At 61.3% G+C, this 23,433-nt stretch carries 23 protein-coding genes; 6 read left to right on the top strand and 17 right to left on the bottom strand.

Going from position 1 to position 23,433, the window contains the following annotated elements:
- Positions 1–102: 102 nt before the first annotated feature.
- The gene (gene mtnA, locus R1T44_RS10245) at positions 103–1,287 is read right to left on the bottom strand and encodes an S-methyl-5-thioribose-1-phosphate isomerase (RefSeq protein ID WP_317291949.1); all 1,185 of its coding nucleotides are present in this window, start codon (positions 1,285–1,287) and stop codon (positions 103–105) included.
- Between the two features lie 225 nt (positions 1,288–1,512).
- Between mtnA and ubiG the strand changes: the two genes are divergently transcribed.
- Both ubiG and R1T44_RS10235 read left to right on the top strand, forming a co-directional pair.
- A complete protein-coding gene (gene ubiG / locus R1T44_RS10240) occupies positions 1,513–2,274 on the top strand; it encodes a bifunctional 2-polyprenyl-6-hydroxyphenol methylase/3-demethylubiquinol 3-O-methyltransferase UbiG (RefSeq protein ID WP_240916590.1) in 762 nt (253 codons plus the stop codon).
- Positions 2,275–2,276: 2 nt separating this feature from the next.
- Positions 2,277–2,957, top strand: coding sequence for an HAD-IA family hydrolase (locus tag R1T44_RS10235; protein WP_284726230.1), 681 nt, complete (start codon positions 2,277–2,279; stop codon positions 2,955–2,957).
- A 227-nt stretch (positions 2,958–3,184) separates the two neighbouring features.
- Here R1T44_RS10235 and R1T44_RS10230 read toward each other — a convergent pair whose 3' ends face one another.
- From R1T44_RS10230 to R1T44_RS10170, 13 genes are all read right to left on the bottom strand, one after another.
- Positions 3,185–3,949 (bottom strand): YciK family oxidoreductase, encoded by a 765-nt coding sequence (locus R1T44_RS10230; RefSeq protein ID WP_054556682.1) that lies wholly within the window; start codon positions 3,947–3,949, stop codon positions 3,185–3,187.
- A 240-nt stretch (positions 3,950–4,189) separates the two neighbouring features.
- Positions 4,190–4,975: a tol-pal system protein YbgF gene (gene ybgF, locus R1T44_RS10225; RefSeq protein WP_107334807.1), complete on the bottom strand. Its 786-nt coding sequence runs from the start codon at positions 4,973–4,975 to the stop codon at positions 4,190–4,192.
- A 138-nt stretch (positions 4,976–5,113) separates the two neighbouring features.
- Positions 5,114–5,623 (bottom strand): peptidoglycan-associated lipoprotein Pal, encoded by a 510-nt coding sequence (gene pal / locus R1T44_RS10220; RefSeq protein ID WP_054556684.1) that lies wholly within the window; start codon positions 5,621–5,623, stop codon positions 5,114–5,116.
- 70 nt (positions 5,624–5,693) lie between these two features.
- On the bottom strand, positions 5,694–6,986 hold the full coding sequence (gene tolB, locus R1T44_RS10215) for a Tol-Pal system beta propeller repeat protein TolB (protein WP_107334808.1): 1,293 nt from the start codon (positions 6,984–6,986) through the stop codon (positions 5,694–5,696).
- Positions 6,983–8,182, bottom strand: coding sequence for a cell envelope integrity protein TolA (gene tolA / locus R1T44_RS10210; RefSeq protein WP_284726096.1), 1,200 nt, complete (start codon positions 8,180–8,182; stop codon positions 6,983–6,985). The genes tolB and tolA overlap by 4 nt, the downstream gene beginning before the upstream one ends.
- A gap of 3 nt (positions 8,183–8,185) precedes the next feature.
- Positions 8,186–8,632, bottom strand: a complete 447-nt coding sequence (gene tolR, locus R1T44_RS10205; RefSeq protein ID WP_284726097.1) for a protein TolR — start codon at positions 8,630–8,632, stop codon at positions 8,186–8,188.
- Positions 8,633–8,646: 14 nt separating this feature from the next.
- Positions 8,647–9,324 (bottom strand): protein TolQ, encoded by a 678-nt coding sequence (gene tolQ / locus R1T44_RS10200; protein ID WP_054556734.1) that lies wholly within the window; start codon positions 9,322–9,324, stop codon positions 8,647–8,649.
- 135 nt (positions 9,325–9,459) lie between these two features.
- Positions 9,460–9,894 carry a tol-pal system-associated acyl-CoA thioesterase gene (gene ybgC, locus R1T44_RS10195; protein ID WP_317291948.1) on the bottom strand — a complete coding sequence of 145 codons (435 nt, stop codon included), beginning with the start codon at positions 9,892–9,894 and terminating at the stop codon, positions 9,460–9,462.
- The gene (ruvB, locus tag R1T44_RS10190; RefSeq protein ID WP_043333609.1) at positions 9,891–10,934 is read right to left on the bottom strand and encodes a Holliday junction branch migration DNA helicase RuvB; all 1,044 of its coding nucleotides are present in this window, start codon (positions 10,932–10,934) and stop codon (positions 9,891–9,893) included. Before ruvB ends, ybgC begins: the two co-directional genes overlap by 4 nt.
- A gap of 240 nt (positions 10,935–11,174) precedes the next feature.
- Positions 11,175–11,789 (bottom strand): Holliday junction branch migration protein RuvA, encoded by a 615-nt coding sequence (gene ruvA, locus R1T44_RS10185; RefSeq protein WP_043333607.1) that lies wholly within the window; start codon positions 11,787–11,789, stop codon positions 11,175–11,177.
- Between the two features lie 312 nt (positions 11,790–12,101).
- On the bottom strand, positions 12,102–12,680 hold the full coding sequence (gene ruvC / locus R1T44_RS10180; protein ID WP_043333606.1) for a crossover junction endodeoxyribonuclease RuvC: 579 nt from the start codon (positions 12,678–12,680) through the stop codon (positions 12,102–12,104).
- A gap of 280 nt (positions 12,681–12,960) precedes the next feature.
- On the bottom strand, positions 12,961–14,748 hold the full coding sequence (aspS, locus tag R1T44_RS10175; protein ID WP_284726098.1) for an aspartate--tRNA ligase: 1,788 nt from the start codon (positions 14,746–14,748) through the stop codon (positions 12,961–12,963).
- Positions 14,749–14,895: 147 nt separating this feature from the next.
- The gene (locus tag R1T44_RS10170) at positions 14,896–15,120 is read right to left on the bottom strand and encodes an FmdB family zinc ribbon protein (RefSeq protein ID WP_043333602.1); all 225 of its coding nucleotides are present in this window, start codon (positions 15,118–15,120) and stop codon (positions 14,896–14,898) included.
- Between the two features lie 319 nt (positions 15,121–15,439).
- On the opposite strand from R1T44_RS10170, the gene R1T44_RS10165 reads away from it, so the two are divergent.
- Positions 15,440–16,492: a D-2-hydroxyacid dehydrogenase gene (locus R1T44_RS10165; protein ID WP_317291947.1), complete on the top strand. Its 1,053-nt coding sequence runs from the start codon at positions 15,440–15,442 to the stop codon at positions 16,490–16,492.
- A 122-nt stretch (positions 16,493–16,614) separates the two neighbouring features.
- Here R1T44_RS10165 and R1T44_RS10160 read toward each other — a convergent pair whose 3' ends face one another.
- Positions 16,615–17,862: a hypothetical protein gene (locus tag R1T44_RS10160; RefSeq protein WP_317291946.1), complete on the bottom strand. Its 1,248-nt coding sequence runs from the start codon at positions 17,860–17,862 to the stop codon at positions 16,615–16,617.
- Between the two features lie 21 nt (positions 17,863–17,883).
- Positions 17,884–18,546: a hypothetical protein gene (locus R1T44_RS10155; RefSeq protein ID WP_317291945.1), complete on the bottom strand. Its 663-nt coding sequence runs from the start codon at positions 18,544–18,546 to the stop codon at positions 17,884–17,886.
- Between the two features lie 170 nt (positions 18,547–18,716).
- On the opposite strand from R1T44_RS10155, the gene R1T44_RS10150 reads away from it, so the two are divergent.
- From R1T44_RS10150 to R1T44_RS10140, 3 genes are all read left to right on the top strand, one after another.
- The gene (locus R1T44_RS10150; protein ID WP_054556692.1) at positions 18,717–19,637 is read left to right on the top strand and encodes a ribokinase; all 921 of its coding nucleotides are present in this window, start codon (positions 18,717–18,719) and stop codon (positions 19,635–19,637) included.
- 142 nt (positions 19,638–19,779) lie between these two features.
- Positions 19,780–20,733, top strand: a complete 954-nt coding sequence (locus R1T44_RS10145; protein ID WP_317291944.1) for a nucleoside hydrolase — start codon at positions 19,780–19,782, stop codon at positions 20,731–20,733.
- A gap of 388 nt (positions 20,734–21,121) precedes the next feature.
- Positions 21,122–22,276, top strand: a complete 1,155-nt coding sequence (locus R1T44_RS10140) for a bifunctional nicotinamide-nucleotide adenylyltransferase/Nudix hydroxylase (RefSeq protein ID WP_107334817.1) — start codon at positions 21,122–21,124, stop codon at positions 22,274–22,276.
- Between the two features lie 150 nt (positions 22,277–22,426).
- Here R1T44_RS10140 and R1T44_RS10135 read toward each other — a convergent pair whose 3' ends face one another.
- A complete protein-coding gene (locus tag R1T44_RS10135; protein WP_054556694.1) occupies positions 22,427–23,359 on the bottom strand; it encodes a LysR substrate-binding domain-containing protein in 933 nt (310 codons plus the stop codon).
- Between the last annotated feature and the right edge of the window lie 74 nt (positions 23,360–23,433).

The following is a 23,433-nucleotide window of genomic DNA, read 5'->3' as shown; positions in this document are numbered from 1 at the left end:
CCATCCTTCATCATAGGCAGAGATTATGCCAGTTTGATCAAGGAGTGCGAAATTCCTGCACTATCCGAGGCTTGGTAAGCGCTACCACCCTGTGAAACGCCATCAGCGGCGCATGGCGCGCCCGAGCAGCGCACCGACACTGTCGCTATCGGGCGACTCTACCACGCCATGTTCCGTGACGATGGCATCAATATACTCATGCGGTGTGACATCAAAGACCGGATTGAAGACATCGATGTCCTGCGGCGCGATCTGACGACCGCCCGCCTCGCGCAGCTCGGCGGCGTCGCGCGTCTCGATGGGGATGTCCGCGCCACTGGCCAGGGTGCCATCGAACGTGGCCAGCGGGGCCACCACCATGACCTTGATGCCGTGGGCGCGCGCCTGAACGGCCAGCGAGAAGGTACCGATCTTGTTGGCCGTGTCGCCGTTGGCGGCAATGCGGTCCGCGCCGACGATCAACCAGCGCACCCCTTCCGGCGTTCGGGCACCCTGCTGCATGATCAGCGAAGCTGCGCCTTCCACGGCCAGACGCGCGGGAATCTTCTCCTGCACCAGCTCCCACGCCGTCAGGCGAGAGCCTTGCCACCAGGGACGCGTCTCGTTGACATGCACACGGCCGAGAATGCCCTGGGCGTAGGCGGTACGGATCACGCCCAACGCCGTGCCATGGCCGCCGGTGGCCAGCGCGCCGGTATTGCAGTGGGTCATGGCCTCGCACCGCGTCTCGCCCCGCGCGAGAGAGGCCGCAATCACCTGAGCGCCAAACTCGGCCATGCGCAGATTGTCGTCCAGATCCTGCTCATGAATACGCACGGCCTCCTTCAGCAACGCCTCATACGGGGGCTGCGACCGGGTGGCGTGTGCGGCAATCACCTTGCGCATGCGATCCAACGCCCAGAACAGGTTGACCGCTGTCGGGCGCGAGGCAGCCAGCACATCACAGGCGCTGGCCAGTCGTGACTGCCAGTCGCCGCCCTCGCGGTTGATGACGAAAGCCTCCAGCGCCACGCCATAGGCGGCGGCGATCCCGATGGCCGGTGCACCGCGGACCACCATGTCGGTAATGGCAGTCGCGACCCCGCGTGCATCCTCGAGCAGCACCTCGCGAGTCTCACCCGGCAGCAGGCGCTGGTCGAGCAGTGCAAGCTTCACCGCCGGCTGAGTGACATCAGAAGTGACATCAGGAGTGACGTCAGTGCTGGCATCGGGCGGGGTGCCTGCCGTGTCTTCTTCCCGCGACGCACACTCTTGCTGGCTTACCCAGCGAATCGGAACCAGGCTCATGACCACTCCCCGTTGCTACATGACAATAATGACGACTGGTCATCGCGCATGGCGCGACGCCCCGCCCCATCGTAACGCAAGTGCCCGTCATGATGAGTTTTTTGCGCTGGACGCTGACCCGCGACGGCAGTCGGATTAGAATGGTGGAATCGTGCCCGAGGGTAAGGTGCCTGTACAGGCCTGCCACTTCCCGAACAGCACTTCCGTAACGGTAAGGATGCAAAGATGAGCGATAACGACACCCAGCAAGATGCCCAGCCCCAGGACCATCTGGGCAATGTCGATGCCAGCGAGATCGCCAAGTTCTCGGCATTGGCCAGTCGCTGGTGGGACCGTGACAGTGAATTCAAGCCGCTGCATGACATCAATCCGTTGCGGGTCGACTATATCGACACCCACGCTGGCCTGGCAGGCAAGCGAGTGATCGACGTCGGCTGCGGTGGCGGCATTCTCTCCGAAGCCATGGCGCATCGTGGCGCCCAGGTGACGGGCATCGACATGGGTGAGGCGCCGCTGTCCGTTGCCCGCCTGCATCAGCTGGAGTCCGGTGTCGAGGTGGACTACCGCCAGACCACCGCCGAAGCCGCCGCAGAAGAGATGGCCGGCCAGTTCGACGTCGTCACCTGTCTGGAAATGCTCGAGCACGTGCCGGACCCATCCTCGGTGATCGCGGCCTGCGCACGGCTGGTCAAGCCCGGCGGCATGGTGTTCTTCTCGACCATCAACCGCAATCCCAAGGCGTATGCCTTCGCGATTCTCGGCGCGGAATATGTGCTGCAGATGCTGCCGCGTGGCACCCACGAGTATCGCAAGTTCATCCGTCCGGCCGAGCTGGGTCGCTGGACACGCGATGCGGGACTCAAGATGGAAGGCTCCACCGGCATGACCTACAACCCGCTGACGCGCAAATATCGTCTGAATTCCTCCGACCTGTCCGTCAACTACCTGATGCACACGCGTCGCCCGACCGAGGAAGAGCTTGCGTGAGCCTGCCGGCAGCGCTACCTCGCCCCGCCGCCTTGATCTTCGATCTCGATGGCACCCTGGTGGACACCGCGCCAGACCTGGCGCGCGCCACCAATGAGCTGCGTCAGCATCACACCCTGCCGGCGCTGGACTACGACGTGATTCGCGCCGAAGTCTCGCATGGTGGCAGCGCTCTGGTGACCCTGGCCCTGGGCCATGAGCTCGATCACCCCGAGCATGCCAGCGAGCGCACTCGCCTGCTGGAATTCTATGCCCGCGATGTCGCGGCTCACAGTGTGCTGTTCCCGGGCTATGACGCCCTGATCGAGATCTGTCAGCGCGCAGGCCTGCCGTGGGGCATCGTGACCAACAAGCCCCGTCAGTTCGCCGAGCCGCTGATCACCGCGCTCAAGCTCACGCCCGGCTGCCTGCTGTGTGCCGATGACCTGCCGGTCAAGAAGCCGCATCCAGAGCCTCTGTGGGAGGCGGCACGCTGCCTCGGCGTCGACGCCTCCGAATGCTGGTATCTGGGGGATCACGACCGTGACATGCAGGCGGCACGCGCGGCGGGCATGCTGGCGGTCGCAGTGCGCTACGGCTATGTCCGTGAGGGCGACGATGTGGACGCCTGGCCTGCCGATGTGTGGTTTGACACCTCGGAAGAAGTCATCAATGCCGCGCTGCGGGCAGCGGACCTGCGCTGACCGAGCGACACGCACGTAGCTCGCACGTAGCTCGCACGAACCAGCCCCCACGAGCGGGTGATCCGTAGATGAACATCAGAAGATAGACACAAGCCGCTAGAAACAGACAGCTAGAAACAAGAACGCCGACGGCCATGGCCGTCGGCGTTCTTGTTGCAGGGTATGACGAATGACCCGCCTGGCGGCGTCACTCGTCATCCAGTGAGGAGATGACAGCTGACAATGGCTCAGACTTTCGGCGGCTGGGCGTCGAACATCTCGCCGGTATGACCACGACTGTCCGGCCCCATCAACCACAGATAGGTCGGCATGATGTCAGCGGGCGTACGCAGGGTATCGGGGTCTTCGGCCGGGAACGCCGACTTGCGCATCGGGGTCCGCGTCCCACCGGGATTGAGCGTATTGACCCGCACCTGGCTGGTATTCTCCAGTTCCTGAGCCAGCATCTGCGAGAAGCCTTCCGTAGCGAACTTGGAGACACTATAGGCGCCCCAGAAGGCACGCCCCTTGCGCCCGACACTGGAGCTTGTCAGCACGACGGAGGCGTCCTTCGAGGCCTTGAGCAACGGCAGCAATGCCTGGACCATCCAGATGGGGCCATTGATATTGACCTGCATGACCTGCTCCCACAGCGCCGGATCATACTGCTCGAATGGAGTAATCTTGCCCAGCAGGCTCGCGTTGTGCAGCAGGCCATCCAGACGACCGAACTCGCTGTGCAGGGTATCAGCCATCTGCTGATAATCCTTGAGGGATGCCCCTTCGAAGTTGAGCGGATAGATGGCCGGTTGTGGTGCCCCCAAGGCCTCGATCTCGTCGTAGACTTCTTCCAGCTTGGCAATGGTTCTGCCCAGCAATATCACCGTCGCCCCATGACGCGCATATTCGACTGCCGCTTCACGTCCAATGCCGGACCCCGCCCCGGTCACCAGAATGATCCGCCCTTTCAGCATGTCGTCCGGGGCCTGATAGTCGATCTTGCACTCTGCCATGGTGATATCCCTGTCTGAGATCTGTCGTCAACCGCCGATGAGAGCCACTGTCTCTTCACCGGCATTATTACTTGCTCGGCCACATGAATCGAATGAAGCGCACCCGGGTCGGCTGCCGATGGCACCCGGGTTGTCTGACGATGGCATGAGGCGCCGAGCGCCACATAACACAAAGCCCGCACCTGGTAGAATACCAAGCGCGGGCTTTGGGGAATACAGGTGGCCAATGGCCACGGGCACTCAGGCGCCGGAGGACAGGAAGTCCTTGGCCATGGTGCCAGCCTTGCTGTCCGGATACTGCTGGACCAGCTTCTCGAGCAAGGAGCGACTTTCCTGCGCCTTGCCTTGACGCGCCTTGACCAGACCCAGCTTGTACATCGCATCCGGCACCTTGCTGGATTGCGAGAATTCGCTGATCACGGTGTCGAAGGCCTGGGCAGAAGCATCCAGCTGGTTCTTGGCCGAATACAGCTCGCCCAGCCAGTAATGGGCATTGGCGGCGAGATTGGAATCCCCATGGTCCACCACGAAGGCTTCAAAGGCGACAATGGCACCGTCGAAGTCGCGAGACTGCACCTTGGCGAAGGCATTCTCGTAATCCTTCTGGGCAGCTGCACCGCTGTCGGCATTGCTGGCGCCATTGGTGCTGGCTGCACCACCGGCACTTGCGCCGCCAGTGACTGCCGCTGCTGCCTGTGAATCGACAACCTGACCGTTCTCCCCGGCGGAAGCGCCGCCAGAAACCCGCTGTTCCAGATCTAGGTAGCGTTGCTGCGACATCTCGGTCAGACGCTTGAACTGGTATTCCAGCTCATCGATGCGGCCGCGAAGTCGGGCAATTTCCTGTGCCTGTTCGTCGAGTTGATTGAGAAGGGTCAGGGTGCCGCCGCCACTCAAACGAGTATTGGCCTGCTGATAGAGCGAGTTTGATTGCCCAGTGAGGTCCTCGACCGTCGGTGCGGCCAAAACGGACAACGGGAGCAACAAGGCTCCCGCACCGAACAACCCTTTCAGGCTGTGTTTCATGCTGTCGGCTCCGCCGAATCATCATGGTATCGCGCAAGCAAGCCCGGGGTTCAAGGACACGCCTCTTGCCCGGGCCAGCTCAACACAAGTTTCTAGCGTCTCCGCGCCTCCTCAGAGAATCGCGAAGATGAACCGTACTTAGTAGTCGAAGACCACACGACGGTTCTTGGCGTAGGAAGACTCGCCGTGGCCCTGGACTGCCGGACGCTCTTCACCGTAGGAGACGATCTCGATCTGTGACGGAGACACGCCCTGGACAGTCAGGAAGCGTGCGACAGACTTGGCACGACGCTCGCCCAGACCCAGGTTGTATTCACGAGTACCGCGTTCATCAGCGTGGCCTTCCAGAACGACATTGGCGCTAGTGTTGGCTTTCAGATACTGAGCGTGACCCATCAGGACGCTTTCGAACTCAGGACGGATGGTGTCCTTGTTGAAGGCGAAGTAGATGGTACGCACGTCAGGCATGGTGGCGTTGCTCATCTGGTTGGCGTTGCTGTTGGCACCAGTGTTCATGCCGGCAGTGTTCGCACCGCTGTTGGCTGAATCCATGTCGCCGTCCTGAGCGCCGCCGCTGCTGGAACAACCTGCCATGACGCTCAGGGACAGGGCAACCAACAGACCTTTTGCATACGGGGTGAACTGCATTGTGAAACTCCTTGCTCTAATGGGTACGAATGCCAAGCCTTTCTTGGTGGCTCAGTTGCATTCTAGTGGTTTAGTTCAGGAACGGCGACCACGCAGGTTCACGCACGTCGCCTTGTGCTGACGGCAGGGAGAATTGTGCCCTTCCGTCTGCCGACACCTGGCCCAGGACCCCGCGGGTTCCTTGCTGAGTGGCATATATCACCATAGTGCCATTCGGCGCAACACTTGGTGATTCATCCCACTGAGTATCGGTCAGGGAGGTAACCCGACCGCTCTTCAGATCTTGCTTGGCAACCTGATAACCGTTGCCTGCGCGGTTGATCATGAACAGGTTCTCTCCATCGGGTGAGATGCGCCCGCGGGAGTTGTAATTGCCGGTATAGGTCACACGTTCCGTGCCGCCGGACAGATCAAGACGATAGATCTGTGGGGAGCCTGCACGATCAGAGGTGAACACCATACCGCTGCCATCCGGCAACCAATCCGGCTCGGTATCGATCGCAGGATTGTTGGTCAGACGCTGGAACTGACGGCTGGCAATATCCATCACATAGATTTCCGGCTGGCCATCCTTTGACAATGCCATTGCCAGTTTACGTCCGTCCGGCGACCAGGCCGGGGCACCATTGATGCCTCGGAAACCTGTCAGTTTTGCACGACGACCACTGCCCAATTCCTGCACATAGATAGCGGGACGTTCGGCTTCAAAACTGACATAGGCCAGCTTCTTGCCATCCGGCGACCATGCCGGTGACATGATCGGTTCATCGGAGGCCAGAATCTCCTGACTATTGTGGCCATCTGAATCCGCCACGTACAGGGCAAAACGAATATTGTCGCCAACACCATTGGCGGTAATGTATGCGATTTTTGTCGAGAAAGCACCGCGAATTCCAGTGATTTCCTCAAATATTTCATCGCTCATATAATGGCCGCGCGCGCGCAGCTCACCATTGCTTCCGGTGATGACTTCGCCAAGCATGCGCTTGTTGCCCAGCACATCCATCAACTCATACTGGATGCTATAACCGCCATTGCTGGCCGTCTTTACCTGACCCACCACGAGGTAACTGGCCCCCAGACGCTTCCAGTCATTGACGAAGACGTCCTGCGTCGTGCCCGGCAACGCAATCAGATTGTCGCGCTTGATCGGGTCGAACTGGCCACTGCGCGCCAGGTCATCGGAGATGATGCGTGCGAGGTCCTGCGGCAGACTTCCCCCGGTCAGATTCTCGAACGGCACGACAGCGATAGGTGTGGCGCTGTCATTGCCCTTGGTGATCTCGATGGTCAGGTCAGCTCTTGCCAGGCTGGTCACTGCCAGCAAGGCGGCTGCCATCATCCATGCGGTCAATCGTCTCATCGGCCCAGGTCCTCTGGATTGAAGTACAGGTTGAAGTTTCGGAACTGGCTCTTGGCGCCAGCCGGCAGGTCCTGCATCTCGGTAAACGGCGCTGCTTTCTGGATCGCCTGAATCGCGGAGCGATCAAAGGCGGCGTTACCACTGCTCTTGCTGACCGCTGCCGATACCAATTCGCCTGTCGGCAACAATGACACTCTCAGCGTGACCGTCATACCGGGAACGGAGCCCGAGGGCCGATTCCAATTCTGTCCGACATACTTCTTGAGCAGGTTCTCGAAGCTGTTGGCAGCCTGAGCGGCCTGTTTGGCGCCGCTGATGGCGTCGCTTTCATTGTCTATCAGGCTATCCAGCGAGCCGGCAGAGGCCTGCGCCGCTTTCTCGGCAAGTGCCTTCTGGCGTGCGGCTTCAGCGGCCGCCTTCTTGCGCGCTTCTTCCGCCGCCTTGGCCTTGGCTGCCTTTTCCTTGGCGGCCTTGTCGGCTGCCGCCTTGGCCGCCTTTTCCTTCTCGGCCTTCTCCGCTGCTGCCTTGGCCTTGGCTGCCTTTTCGGCTTCCGCCTTCTTGGCTTCAGCGTCTGCCTTGGCCTTGGCTGCCTTCTCTGCTTCGGCTTTCTTGCGCGCTTCTTCTGCGGCTTTTACCTTGGCGGCCTTTTCGGCTTCCGCCTTGGCCTTGGCAGCCTTCTCGGCTTCCGCCTTCTTCAAGGCATCGGCCTTGGCCTGCTTTTCCGCTTCGGCTTTCTTGCGATCAAGGGCAATCGCCTTGGCTTCCTCTGCACGCCTGGCCGCTTCTGCCTTGGCCTTTTCGGCCGCCGCCTGCTCAGCCTTCAACTGCTCCGCCGCCTTGGCCTGCTCAGCCGCCTTTTGCTGTTGCGCCTTCTGGGCAGCCGCCTTTTCCTCGGCGGCGCTGCGTTGCTGCTTCGCTGCACGCTCTGCCTCTCTGGCCGCCTCTTCCTTGGCGCTCTGGCGCTGATCGGATTCTTCGGCCGCATCACGCGCCTTGCTGGACTTCGCCTGCTGGGCCTGATTGGTCGTGGTCTCGGTACTGACCAGTGTCGCGTTGACGATGGTGGTGTTGGTCTTCTCCGGTTCGGATTCTGGCCAACTCACCAGAGTCAGAATCAAGATGCCCAGGTGCAGGCCAACGGCCAGCACCACAGGCAATCCCAACCCGACCCGCTGTTCTATCTCTGGCTGACTCATCCATCAGCCCTCGATCGGTGGTTCTGAAATCAGCCCGACATTGGGAACACCGGCACCCTGCAGCGTGCTCATCAGCCCCATGACATCGCCGTAGGGCGCCGTCTTGGCACCCTTGACCAGCACGGGCGTCTTGGGCTTCTCGGCCACGATGGACGCGACCTTGCTGCCCAGTTCGTCCAGCGCCACCGGCGTGCGCTTGTCTTCATCCGACCCCAGATCGATGTAGTAATTGCCGCTGTCGTCCAGCGAGACGATCAATGGCGTCACATCATCGGGATTGTCGATCGGCTTGGAGGTGACCTTGGGCAATTCGACCTGAACCCCCTGCGTCATCATCGGCGCGGTGATCATGAAGATGACCAGCAACACCAACATGACGTCGATGAAGGGCACCACATTGATCTCGGAGGACAGCTTGCGCTTGTGGCCTCTGCTATACGGTCCTTTCATTGACTCGCCTCCCTTCAAGCGTCGTTGCTGCCACGACCGTGCAGATTACGATGCAGAATGGAGTGAAGTTCTTCGGCGAAGTCTTCATAGCGACCCAGCAGCTGATCAGCACGGCTGGCCAGACGGTTGTAGAAGATGACGGCCGGGATTGCCGCGAACAGGCCCATGGCAGTCGCGACCAGTGCTTCGGCAATCCAGGGGGCGACGGTGGTCAGAGTTGCCTGCTGAGCCGTACCCAGTGCCTGGAAGGAGCCCATGATGCCCCACACGGTACCGAACAGGCCGACATAGGGGCTGACGGAGCTGACCGTGGCCAGAAACGGCAGGTGAATGTTCAGGCGCTCTTCTTCACGTGACAGCGTGACGCGCATGCTGCGTTGCACACCGTCCATCACCGCATCGGCATTGCTGGACTTGGGCTTGAGGCGGCTGTACTCGCGGAAGCCGGCACGGAAGACGCCAGAGGCTCCCGGAGTGGATTCTTCATCCGTCGGCAATTCACGATAGAGGTGATTGAGGTCGACCCCGGACCAGAAGCGCTTTTCAAAGGCCGCGTAAGCCTGCTTGGCACGGGACAATGCCATCCCGCGCTGAAAGATCACCACCCAGGATGCAATGGAAGCTGCCAGCAACAGCAACATGACTGCCTGAACGACCAGACTGGCGTTCACGAACAGCGAAATGATCGACATCGAATCTTCCACGGAAATCCCTCTTTACTTGGTTCAGTCTGTGCCACCGTCAATCAGTGACACGATAAATAATCTGTTCATCAGCCAGGCGTCTCGGCACCTGGCTGGCAGCGGCCTCATCTGCGCCTTGTGATCTCAGACCTCAAGAGCCGCAAGCAATTCCCCGGGCCAGCGTCTTGGGCGCAAGGTCGTGGCATCGACGCAAGCGATCACGACTTCCGCTTCGCTCAATATCTGCTCACCGCGCAGCGCCTTCTGGGTGAACGTCAAGCGAGCACCGCGCAAGGCGCCTGCCGTTGCCGTCACGGTCAGCAGGTCATCCAGATGCGCAGGACGAAGATAACGATTTGTTACACTGTGTACTACCAACTGAATGCCTTTTTCAAGCAAGGCTTGCTGCGTGAAGCCCTTCGCTCGCAACCATTCACAGCGCGCGCGCTCCATGAAGCGCAGATAATTCACGTAGTAGACGATGCCACCGGCATCAGTATCCTCGATGTAGACGCGCACAGTGTGGTGAAAACATGCAGCTTCACCCTTCAACGTATTTCCTGCGTCTTCAGATGTCATGACGCGTCATTTCCTTCCTGTCCCAGCCGCGCCTGCTCTTCACGTGGGGTGATCCCGAAGTGCAGATAGGCCGAGCGTGTGACCAGACGCCCACGCGCCGTGCGCATCATGAAGCCTTGCTGAATCAGGTAGGGCTCCAGCACATCCTCGATGGTATCGCGCTCTTCCCCGATGGCCGCCGCCAGTGAATCGACCCCGACCGGCCCGCCATCGAACTTCTCGATCATCGCCAGCAGCAGTCGACGGTCCATGTGATCCAGGCCGTGGCTGTCGACATTGAGCATGTTGAGCGCCTTGTCGGCCACTTCCAGGGTCAAGCGACCATCCGAGCGCACTTCGGCGAAGTCACGCACTCGGCGCAGCAGACGATTGGCGATACGCGGCGTGCCGCGGGAACGACGCGCAATCTCCAGCGCCCCTTCCATCTCGACTTCCATGCCGGAAAGCCTGGCACTGCGTGCCACGATGTCGGTGAGTGACTCGATATCGTAGAACTCGAGGCGCTGGACGATGCCGAAGCGATCGCGCAGCGGCGCCGTCAGCAGCCCCGCGCGTGTCGTCGCGCCCACCAGGGTGAATCGTGGCAGCTCAAGCTTGATCGAGCGGGCCGCGGGGCCTTCACCGATCATGATGTCGAGCTGATAATCTTCCATCGCCGGATAGAGCACTTCCTCGACGGCCGGTGACAGGCGGTGAATCTCGTCGATGAACAGGACATCGCCTTCCTGCAGGTTGGTCAGCATCGCTGCCAGGTCCCCTGCCCGTTCCAGCACCGGCCCGGAGGTCGACTTGATATCGACACTCATCTCGCTGGCGATGATATGCGCCAGCGTCGTCTTGCCGAGTCCGGGCGGGCCGAAGACCAGGGTGTGATCCAGACTATCGCCTCGTCCTCGTGCGGCACTGATGAAGATTTCCATCTGCTCGCGGACGATGGGCTGTCCGATGTAGTCACTCAGCGTGCGTGGCCGATTGGCGCGATCGATCCGCTCTTCCGGATCATGCGTCGCCGCGGAGATCAGTCGGTCCGACTCCATCATGATGCTTGCTCAACTCCTGATGACGCAGGTCACGCACATGACGCGGGTCATGGGCCATGAACGTGCGTCAGTGGCAGGTGGCAAGGTTTGCCAGGGCGGTGCAACGATCTAGCGCATCTGCATTCAAGCGCGCACTTTCTACCCCAGTAACCTGCCAACCCCTAGTCAATAAATCCAATCACGATGCGCCGTTTCCTTCACGGAAACTATAGGGCGCATGTTTGCTGCCCTGGCGGGGCTTCAGCTGGCCATCTTGCGCGCCAGCGCCGCCTTGATGAGCGCTTCCGTGGAGGCGCCGGTCTCGAGCCCGGAGAGCATCTTGGCCGCCTCGACAGGCTTGTAGCCCAGAGACACCAGCGCGGCTTCGGCATCCGCCAGAGGATGGGTGACCGGCGGTTGCGGCTGGGAGGCACGCGCCATTTCATCCAGCCCATCATCCGCCGGCAGCGTCCAATGCTTGAGGCGATCACGCATCTCGATGATCAGTCGGTCCGCCGTCTTCTTGCCGACGCCCGGCAGACGTGTCAGCGCCCGGCTGTCTTCATCGTGAACACAGCGAATGAAATCGGACTGCTCCATTCCCGACAGAATCGCCAGCGCCAGTCGCGGACCGACACCGGAGATCTTGATCAATTCACGGAACAGCCGACGCTCGGGCTCCTTGCCGAAGCCATACAGCAACTGCGCGTCTTCGCGCACCACCAGGTGGGTGTAAAGCTGGCAATGTTCGCCCACGGCCGGCAAGCCCAACAGGGTGTTCATCGAAGCTTCCAGTTCATAACCGACACCCTGTACGTCAAGCACCAGCTGCGGCGGTTGTTTTTCCAGCAATGTCCCGGTCAGGCGTCCAATCATGTTGCGGCTGTCCTTGCTCGGCAGAGAACGTGTTCGGTGGGATCGTGCTGCTCACAGACCCGATTCTCTGCACGGATTGTTACAATGCGGGCAAGCCTACCAAAGATGAAGCGTAGGCGGCATGTCCCAGTGTCACGACGAATTTGTCGCATCTTTCTGACAGTCATACCTTGGGTGATGGCACGAAGCCTGATGCCACGCGGCTTGGCGCATCACGCAATCGGCTGCTGCCAGGCTCGGCAGACACTCTACAAGTGACTGAAAAATCGCTATTAATTGAGCACAATACCGCATTTGTCGCTCAGCGGCATGTCAGGCGTCGGGCTCGAAGTCTCGCCAGCTGCTGCTACGCCGCACGCGGGTCCCCTTGCGTCGACTGGTATTCCCCAACCCCAAGGCTTCCAGCTGGTCATTGCCGGGCGTCAGGCGTCGACGCGCGAAACAATGCGTCAGGGCAATGGCCAGCGCATCGGCGGCATCGGCCTGCGGCGTGGCGGAAAGCTTGAGCGTATGCGTGACCATATGCTGCACCTGAGACTTCTCGGCGGCACCGGTACCGGTCACGGCCTGCTTGATCTGCCGCGGCCCATATTCGAACACCGGCAAGCCGTGATTGGCCGCACACACGATGGCAGCCCCGCGCGCCTGGCCCAGCTTGAGCGCCGAATCGGCGTTCTTGGACATGAAGACCTGCTCGATGGCGAATTCCGCGGGGCGATGCAGGGCGATCACCTCGCTGATACCGGCATAGATCTGCGCCAGGCGCTGATCCAGGCTGACCTGTGACATGCGAATGCAGCCACTGTCCACATAGCGAGGCTGAGCCGCAGAGACATCCAATACCCCATACCCGGTCAGACGTGAGCCCGGGTCGATGCCAAGAATGATCATGCTGCCGCCTCGCTTCTCACACCTTGCGTCTTCGCTGTCGTCATCGCGCCATCGCTCTTACTGTGTATATAACCAGCCACCATGCCACAAAAAAGGCGGTGCGACACTGTCATTGCCTGACGTGAACGCCAGCAAACAGTCTCGCACCGCCTTGTCGGGCTTGCTCGCCCCCTCGCCTACCAGGCCAAAGGGACAAACCTGCCACTGCGGGACCGTCCTTGACTGATCGAATCAGTCCAGACGGCCCCACCAGTCACTCTCTCGGTCATGCGCCGCTGAATCAGGCCTGACCGCTTTCGTCCTCGACCTTGACCTTCTGACGCAGACGGATGTTCAGCTCCTTGAGCTGCTCACCGCTGACCACGCCCGGGGCGTCGGTCATCATGCAGCCGGCGCTCTGGGTTTTCGGGAAGGCAATCACTTCACGAATGGTCTTGGCGCCGGTCATCAGCATCACCAGACGGTCGAGACCGAAGGCCAGACCACCATGGGGCGGCGCGCCGAACTTCAGGGCGTCGAGCAGGAAGCCGAACTTCTCTTCCGCTTCTTCTTCACCGATGCCCAGCACCTCGAACACGGTACGCTGCATGGCCTGATCGTGGATACGGATGGAGCCGCCACCCAGCTCGGTGCCGTTGATGACCATGTCGTAGGCGCGAGACAGTGCCGCTTCCGGGTTGGCCTTGAGCTCTTCCGGCGTGCAGGACGGCGCGGTGAACGGGTGGTGCAGCGCGCTCAGGCGGCCGTTGGCATCGGCTTCGAACATCGGGAAGTCGACGACCCACAGCGGTGCCCACTCGCGGGTGTAGAGGTTGAGGTCTTCACCCAGCTTGACGCGCAGCGCACCGATGGCCTCGGCCACGATGTTGGCCTTGTCAGCGCCGAAGAACACGATGTCGCCATCGACGGCGCCACAGCGGTCCAGCACTTCATCCACGACGTCTTCCATGAACTTGACGATCGGCGACTGCAGACCCTCGACGCCCTTGGCACGTTCGTTGACCTTGATCCACGCCAGGCCCTTGGCACCGTAGATGCCGACGAATTTGGTGTAAGCGTCGATTTCCTTGCGTGACAGGCTGGCACCGCCCGGCACACGCAGTGCGGCGACACGGCCCTTGTCGTCCTTGGCCGGACCGGAGAAGACCTTGAAGTCCACGCCGCTCATCAGGTCATCGACATCGACCAGTTCCAGCGGGATACGCAGGTCCGGCTTGTCGGAACCGAAGCGGCTGATGGCCTCGGAGTAAGGCATGGTCGGGAAGTCGCCCAGCTCGACATCGAGCACTTCCTTGTAGAGGCCACGGATCATGGTCTCGGTCATGCCCATGATGTCCTGCTCGTCGACGAAGCTGGCTTCGAGGTCGATCTGGGTGAACTCCGGCTGACGGTCAGCGCGCAGGTCTTCATCACGGAAGCATTTGGCGATCTGGTAGTAACGATCGACACCGGCGACCATCAGCAGCTGCTTGAACAGCTGCGGAGACTGCGGCAGTGCGAAGAAGCTGCCGGCGTAGGTGCGGCTCGGCACCAGATAGTCACGTGCGCCTTCCGGCGTGGCACGTGTCAGGATCGGGGTTTCGATATCGAGGAAGCCCAGGGCTTCGAGCTGGGTGCGCACGCTGTGAGTGATGCGCGAGCGCAGACGCAGCTTCTCGATCATGTCGGGACGACGCAGGTCGACATAACGATACTTAAGGCGAACTTCCTCACCGACCTTGTTGTGGTCGTCGAGCTGGAACGGCGGCGTCTGTGCGGTGTTGAGCACTTCGACGTCCTTGGCCAGCACTTCGATCATGCCTGTCGGCATGTTCGGATTCTGGGTGCCTTCCGGGCGCAGACGGATACGGCCCTTGATACGCAGCACGAACTCGCTGCGCGCCTTGTCGGCAGTGGCGAAGGCATCGACGGTGTCCGGATCGACGACGATCTGGGCGATGCCATCACGGTCGCGCATGTCGAGGAAGATGACGCCACCGTGGTCGCGACGGCGGTGCACCCACCCGCACAGAGTGACATCCTGATCGATCAGGGTCTCGTTCAGTTTGCCGCAATAGTGGCTGCGCATGTTGATTCCTTGTTGCTCAAATTCATGATCGACGCGCTTATGCGCATCTGTCTCAGAGGGCCTGCCGTTGGCGATGAGGGTCAAGGGTACCCGCTGGGCGCCCCTGACCCTCATCACGCTGATGCCTGACGCACTATCCCAGCTGTGTCAGGCGGTGCTGTCGCTACCACCGGCCAGATTCTTCTTGCTGCCGGACTTGAAATCCGTCTCGTACCAGCCACTGCCTGCCAGACGGAACCCGGCGGCGGAGACCAGCTTCTCGAGCTGGTCCGTCTTGCATTCCGGGCACTCCGTCAGTGGCGCAGCGCTGATCTTCTGCAACTTGTCCATCCGATGGCCACAGGCCTTGCAGTGGTATTCATAGATCGGCATGGTTTTCTTTCCTGACAATACTGGTCACGGGGCTGTCTGAGCACCGTGAACCATGACAATGTTATGCCTTGCGGCGCGTCTTGCGTTCAGCGCACCTGCGGCCCCAACATGAGAGCTTTCGCAAGCACCAGCAAGAGACGCCTACAATAAGGCCAGTTGAGCGGCTTTCAAGTCAAAGCGAAAGGGGCACATTATAGCGTGCTCGGCCCCGTGCGGGGCAACACCCAAGCACAAACCGGCCCAGACGCTACGTACTCGCCATTTCCGGGCCAGCCTTTCTGTCTTTCTATCTATCTTCCTACGCCATCATGAGGCACCTATGTCCGATCACGATCGTACTGCGCAGTCTCCCTCTCATTCTTCCACGCCCGCTTCCTCTCAGTACGAGCCCGCCTCGTCCACCAGCGCCCCGCAGGCCGTCATGCTCGATGCCGGCTCCGTCGGTGACGGGCTGGACTTCTCGCGCCTCGAGGCCCGTCTGGAAGGATTGGTCTGTCATGACGCGACCGCGCCCGAGGAAGTGGTGCCACGGCTGGGCGGTGCCTCCATCGTGCTGGTCAACAAGGTACGTATCGAGGCGCACCATATGGATGAGTTGCCGACCCTCAAGCTGATTGCGGTGATGGCGACCGGCACCAATAATATCGATATGGCGGCCGCCGAAGCACGCGGCATTAGGGTCATGAACGTCAATGCCTACGGCACTCACTCGGTGGCGCAGCACACCTGGATGCTGCTGCTGGCACTGGCAGGCCGCCTGCCGGAATACCAGACCGACATCGCCGCGGGCGAGTGGCAACGCAGCGCGACCTTCTGCCTGATGGGACGCCCCGTGATGCAGCTGTCCGGCAAGCATCTGGTCATCATCGGCAAGGGAGAGCTGGGCACTGCGGTGGGCAGGCTGGCCGAGGCGTTCGGCATGCGCGTGTCCTTTGCCGCCCGACCGGGCACAGCCCCCACTGCCGAGCGCCCCGCGCTGGAAAGCCTGCTACCCCAGGCTGACGCCATCAGTCTGCACTGCCCGCTGACCCCAGAGACGCACCATCTGATCGACGAGCAGGCGCTCGCCACCATGAAGCCCGGTGCACTGCTGGTCAATTGTGCCCGCGGGGGCATCATCGACGAGGACGGAGCGCTGGAGGCACTGGCCACCGGACAACTCGGCGGCCTGGCGGTGGATAGCCTGCCGGAGGAGCCGCCACGTGAAGGCCACTCGCTGCTCTCGGCCCTGGAAAGCCAGCACCATTCGGCGAGTGCGCCCTTGAACCTGATCGTCACGCCGCACAATGCCTGGATCAGCCAGGAGGCGCGCCAGAACATGCTCGATCTCAGTCTGGCCAATATCGAGACATTCCTGAGCGAACACGCCTGACACGGCCACAGCCTCGCGGTGACAGCCACTGACGCCGAGTGGCAGGTGTGATCGGCACGTCACGAAAAGCCCCCGAACCGGCATATACGCCGAGTCGGGGGCTTTTTATGAGTCGCCTGGCATCAGCGGATGCGGATATGCATGCCCGCCGCCTTGAGGGCATTGCCTTCAGCGTCCCACGACACCACACGACCGCGTGAGCTCAACAATACCCACCGCGTGCCGCCCTCTCTCTCGTCGCCCTCTTGCGCACCTCCCTCCTGCACACCGCCATCGTCAACAGCCATGCTCCGCTGTTGCAGGGACATATCGCCAGCCTTGCCTGTTCCGGCGTCCATGCCTGCCTCACTCATTCCCATCGCCTCGATTTGCAGAAGGTCCTCTTCCTGCGGCGCGCGCATCCGGTATTGGCACTCACAGCTTTCGCCGTAGGTAGTGATGATCTTGTGCCTGAGCGCATGCACCTGCTCGAGATCCTCCGGGTGGATCAAGCGATCGAAGTCCATTTCGCGCATCGCCAACGGCTCGTGACCCGAAGCACCAAGCATCTTCCATAGATTGGGATGGATCTGAACGATGCGTGCAGGAATGTCCATTTCCCACAGGCTATCGCCGCTGGCTACTAGAGAGTCCAGCAGACGACGCTCGCTGGACTGTAATTCCCTCTGGGTCTGGCGCAGCCGCTGGTACATCTCTTCGGCGGTGGCGTTGGCATCATCCAGCTCGCCGATGCCACTGTAACCGGCGGACTCGACATCCGCGCCCATACCGATGCGATGCAGGCGCTCACGCAGCTCGGCCAGCGGCAACGAAAGGCGACGGCTGATGTGGTGCGTACGCCAGCTCATGAGAATGAAGAAGCTGAAATAGAACAGGATCAGGCCACCGACCAACGCCATGCCCACCAGCTGGAAGTTGCGCCCGATCTCGGCGGTACGAAAGAAGACAGCGCTCTCCTCGACCATGCTCAACATGATCAAGCCATTGCCCGGCAAGCGCTCCCACGCCAACTTGTAGACTGCCCCCGCCACATTGACGCTCTCCAGGCCACGCCGCTGCTCGAGGATACGGGGCGCGAGTCTCTTGAAGACGTCATGACCTTTCAGCTCCAACTGGGCGGGCCGAATGACATCTTCTTCCTGCAGGTCATTGGCATCGGGAAGCTCCAGCGGCAGCAGCGACAACAACTGCTCACCGGCGCGCGGAACGGCAAGTGAGCGTCCCTCGGCATCGAACAGCATCGCGAATCCTTGCCAAGGCAGCTCCATCGCCAGCACCTGATTGACGATCACGTCCAGGGTCATGTCGACGCCGGCGACGCCGAGAAATTCGCCCTGCTCGGAATAGAAGGGACTGACGGCCGACGCCATCCAGCCATTGCCGGCCGGGTCTTAGTAGATATCGGTCCAGATGGTGTTTCGCGAGGGATTTGCCTCTGGCGCGGCCAGATAGAAGAAGGAGAAATCCCGACAATCGTGGTCGGCTGGCACCAGCGAGGCCAGATCGACATAGGGGAAAAGGCGGACATAGCAGTCGGCCATCGTGACGAAGGACTGCACCACGGCCGAGTGCGAAGATACGACACTGCGCATGATCGGGTCGACCGCTGTCATGCGCAGTGCCAGGGAAATGTCCTGCTCGAGGCCTGGCAAGGCGGGATAGAAGCCGCTGCCCTGATTGTCCGCCGTCTGCTGACTGGCCCAGACACCGCTTAGCAAGCTTGCGTGACGGGCAATCTCGCGAGCCGCCACCCCAGTGCTGGCGTCGCCCATGGCCAGTTCGCCTGCCTGGGCACCGAGCCCGCGTGACAGGTTCTGGACATGTTCCAGTTGCTCGCTGAGTGACTTGGCCTCCCGTAGCATCGCCAGATTGAGCTCACTGCTCGACTGGGATTGCAGGTAATTGAGGTTGGCATCACGAATCTCGTCATTGGACACGAAATACACCGCCACCAGGGCGGTCTCGACCAACAGCAACGGAATCATGGTACTGGTGAAGAGTGCTCGCCAGACCCACTTCTTGATCGTGACGGCGGGTTGCTTCGACTCCGACATGGGCGACTATCCTGAATCCAGCGAGATGACAGGAAGTATGCACTTTCTCTTGCGTTCCAAGAGGCTAATAGCTTCAACGCTTAAACATGACCTAAAGGTCAGACCTTGGTGATACGACTGGGGACAGGCGGCCAAGGCTTTGCTAGGATGCTCGCCCCCAAGGAGGCTGCATGCTTTACAACTACGGTTCTATCAATATCGATCACGTCTACCGGGTACCTCACCTGGTACGACCGGGTGAAACCCTGGCGAGTCTCTCCTACCGTCAGGTACTGGGTGGCAAGGGTGCCAACCAGTCGCTCGCGCTTGCGCGCGCCGGAGGCGACGTCACGCACTGGGGCCGCCTTGGCAACAGTGATCGCTGGGCACTTGAGCCGCTGGAAAGCGCCGGTGTCATCACCTCGCAGGTCGAGCTGAGCGCCAGCGCCAGTGGCCACGCCATCATCCAAGTGGACGACCACGCCGAGAACAGCATCATTCTGCATCCGGGTGCCAATCACGGTTTCACCGATGAGCATCTCGCGACGCTGTTCTCCGGCGTGACACAGGGAGATTGGCTGCTGCTGCAAAATGAGTGCAACGCACTGGGCAAGGTCATCGAGCTTGCACATGCCAAGGGCATGAAGATCGCCTTCAATCCGGCCCCGATGGGTGCTGATGTCCTGCGCCTGCCGCTGGAACACTGCCAGGTGCTGTTCCTCAATCGCGGTGAAGCGGCACAGCTGGTCGAGCTGGAAGAGAGCGCGCCTGTCGCCACCCTGCTCGCCGCGCTGCACACTCGTCTGCCTGATACCGAAGTGGTCATGACTCTGGGCAGTGAAGGCGTCTGCTACCAGTTGGGGGAACAGCGCATCCAGCTGCCGGCGCACCGCGTCAATGCCGTGGACACCACCGCGGCAGGCGACACCTTCATCGGCTATTACCTGGCAAGCCAGATCGAAGGCCAGAGCATCGAGGAAAGCCTGCGTCGTGCCAGCACCGCCTCTGCCCTGTGCGTGAGCCGCGAAGGCGCAGCGCCGAGCATCCCGCTGGCCAGTGATGTCGCCGCTGCCTTGGCCGAATGGCCGACACTCGACGTCCTGAGCAACTGAGTCTTCGAGCAACAAGTCTCTGAACGACTGAACTACCTGCACGGGGCACTACCACGTGGCCCGTGCCGTGCCCGTGTCACCTCATGGGCGCCCTGTTGGCGTAACGCCCTCTATTGCAGGTCACTTCTTTCACGAGGTCAGCATGAAAACACCGATTATCTTTGATACCGATCCGGGCGTGGATGATGCCCAGGCGATTGCCATCTGTCTGGCGCATCCGGACATCGAATTCCTCGGCATGACCACCACCTTCGGCAACGTTACCATCGAGACGGCCACCTCCAACGCCCTGCTGCTGGGCGAACTGGCGGGTCAGGAGATTCCGGTCGCCCAGGGCGCTGCCCAGCCGCTGGTCAAGGACAAGTTCCCGGCGCCGGCGCACATCCACGGCGCCAATGGTCTTGGCAACATGGAGATCCCGGAGCCCAAGGGCAAGGCGCTGTCCATCAGCGCACCGCAGTTCATCGTCGAGCAGGTCAATGCGCGTCCGGGCGAGATCACCCTCGTCGCCGTCGGCCCGCTGGGCAATCTGGCCACCGCACTGCAGCTGGACCCGAGCATCATCAGCAAGGTCAAGCAGGTCGTCATCATGGGCGGCTCCATCCGTGAAGGCGGCAACGTCTCACCGGTCGCCGAAGCCAACATCTTCAATGACCCGCATGCCGCCGCCAAGGTGCTGACCGCCGGCTGGCCGCTGACCATGGTCGGTCTCGATGCGACGCACCGCTGCGTGCTGTCTCCGGCCCATGTCGAGCGCATCCGCGTCGCGCAGGGCGCACTCGGCGAAGTGCTGTCCGGCAGCTATCAGTTCTACAAGGCCTTCTATCAGGAAGCGCGCGGCATCGATGGTTGCTGCCCGCACGACAGCTGTGCCCTCGCCTGGCTGATGAAGCCGGAGCTGTTCACTACCGAGCGCGGCCACCTGAATGTCGAAGTCGAAGGCCTGGCCGAAGGTCAGACGCTGTTCGCCCCTAAGGGTCGCGAATTCCTCGGCAACCAGTGGTCCCAGACGCCACTGGTCGACGTCTGCGTCAATGCCCAGGGCGACAAGGTCGTCGAGTGGATCACCGACGTGCTGACCGCCAAAGCGTCCTGATCCGGCGCCCGATGGCAGGCCCGCCTGGGCCTGCCATCGGACTTGCCACAAACCGAGACAACGCCCGTCAGCGTCATTGCTGGCGGGCGTTGTCTCGGTTTGTGCATTCGCGCTAGTTCACTTTCCCCTTTCCTTCCTCCCTTCCCTCTTCTCCTCTTTGGCGTCTCTCCTTTACCGCAACGGCCTCCCCATGTCCCCGAAGACCGAGAAGTTGCTAGATTATTGAGTTTTCTTCAGCAAGATAACGGGATAAATTTTTGAATAACCCTTACCAGACAGGAGTGGATGGCAAGCCGTTCGGCGCATGCACATAATCTGATACGCTAGCGGAATCTCACTGGGCAAGCGCCTCATACGCCGCCCCATCCTGCCTGCCACGGAGCTCATCATGCCTTCGACAACAACGTTGCCCTCTGCACCCGCTGCAACGCTTCGCACTCAGGATTCTCCCGCGATCGCCGACACCCAGTACGACTGTCTAGTCTTCATCGGTCGCTTCCAACCCATGCACCATGGCCATGTTGCCGTGATGGAAGAAGCCTTGCGCCTCGCGCGGCAGGTCATCGTGCTGGTCGGTTCTGCCTGGCAGGCACGTTCACTGCGCAACCCGTTCACCTTCTCTGAACGCACGCGCATGATCCGCAGTTGCTTTGACGATGCCGACAATGCGCGCCTGGAAATCGTGCCGTTGCTAGACGCCCTCTACAACGACGATGTCTGGGTACGTGATGTGCAGCGCAAGGTACGCGATATCGCGCGTCCGCAGGCCAACCGGATGCCGAGAATCGCACTGATCGGTGCCAATCGTCGTGACAGCAACAGCCAGTCAAGCTACTACCTGAGCCTCTTCCCGCAGTGGGAGTCAGTGGCGGTGCCACTGCGCGAGGGGATGGAGGCCAGCCGTATTCGTGAGGTCATCTTCACCGAGCGCGCCCGCGCCGAGGATTGGCTGGACAACGAGGGACTGGAGCTGCTGCCACCGCCGGTGGCTCAGCACCTGCATGGCTTCCTGGATGAGACTGCGTGGCAAGGGCTGGTCGAGGAACGTCGCCTGCTGGAGCAATATCGCGCCGCCTGGAGCGATGCGCCCTACCCGCCACTGTTCATTACGGTCAACGCCGTGGTGGTGCAGTCTGGTCATGTGCTGCTCACCACACGTCGCGCGGCACCCGGCAAGGGGCTTTACGCCCTGCCTGGCGGCTTCGTGCAACCCCAGGAGCGCCTGCTGGATGCCTGCCTGCGTGAGCTCAAGGAGCGTGTGCGCCTCAAGGTGCCGGAACCTGTGCTACGTGGCTCTCTGCGCGGACAGCGTCTGTTTGACGCGCCGCATCGCAGCTGGCGCGGACGCACCCTGGCAGAGGCCTTCTACTTCGCCCTGCGACCGGAGCAGCAGCTCCCTAAACTCAGAAGCGGCGGCGGCGAGAACGAGGAGCAGGCACGCTGGGTCGCGCTGGCGGATCTGGAGCCTGACACCCTCTTCGAGGACCACTTCTTCATCATTCAGAATTTCCTCGGCCTGCATGCAGGCCAAAGCAGTTTCTGACTTCCCGGAACGGCCTATGCAGGTGCGCACACTTCCCTGCATTAGCACAACGAAAACGGCAGCCCCGCGGGGCTGCCGTTTTCGTCAGAAGACACCTGGCTTTTCTTTTGTCTTCGCCTTTGTCTTTGTCTTCGCCTGCAACTCTCGGGCTTAGGCTTCGAGGAAATCTCGCGGCAGATTCATCAGCTGCTTCCACAGCTTGTCGATGCCGGGCTTGTGGACAAGGGAGCAACGATAGAGACGAATCTCCAGCGGGATATCCCACGCCTCGTTGCCTGCGCGCACCAGCTTGCCGCTTTCCAGCTCATCGCGAATGCAGAAATCCGGAATCCACGCCATGCCGACGCCCTGCAAGGCCATGCCTTTGAGGCCCTCGGCCATCGCCATCTCGTAGACGGTGCGCAGGCGCAGGCGCAGCGGATCATTCTTCAAAAGCATCTTCACGCTGCGACCCAGAAATGCCCCCTGGGTATAGGACAGCAGGGGAATCGCATCCTGGCTGGTCTCGCTCTGCCCGGTCAGCGGGAAGCGTGGCTCGCCATTCTCCAGCGGCACGCACACCGGCAGCATGTTGACCTTGGCGACCGAGAAGGACGGGAAGGCCTCGGCGTCCAGCTGCATGCTGGCGTAAGGGTCGTAATAGGCGAGCATCAAGTCGCAGTTGCCTTCGCGCAGCGAGTGAATGGCGTCGCCGACATTCATCGCGGACAGGCGTGTCGGCAACTCCCCCAGGCCCTGCTGGAGACGCGAGATCCACTTGGGGAAGAAGGCCAGCGCCAGCGAATGCGCGGCCGCGATATCCAGGGTCTCGTTGGCCATGCCCAGCCCGCGCAGGTGGGCGAGACACTCTGACAGCTGCTCTGTCAGGTTGCGCGCGGTGACCAGGAACAACTGGCCCTCTGGCGTCAGACTGACCGGGGTCGTCGAGCGGTCGACCAGCGTAGTGCCCACGGCCTGTTCAAGCGCACGGATGCGGCGGCTGAACGCAGGCTGGGTAACGTGTCGCAGGCGAGCCGAGGTGGAGAAGCTGCGGGTATTGGACAGCGCAACGAAATCTTCCAACCACTTAGTTTCCAGGTTCACCCGAACTCCCAAAAATGTCGAACATGCCCAAGCGAGGCTTGCCTGGCCGGTCATGCAGGGTCTTGTCATGGAGA

The sequence above is a fragment of the Cobetia amphilecti genome (genome assembly GCF_032923285.1).
Classification (GTDB): domain Bacteria; phylum Pseudomonadota; class Gammaproteobacteria; order Pseudomonadales; family Halomonadaceae; genus Cobetia; species Cobetia amphilecti.
Note: the sequence above shows the minus strand (reverse complement) of the source record. Positions and strands in the feature narration are given on the sequence as shown.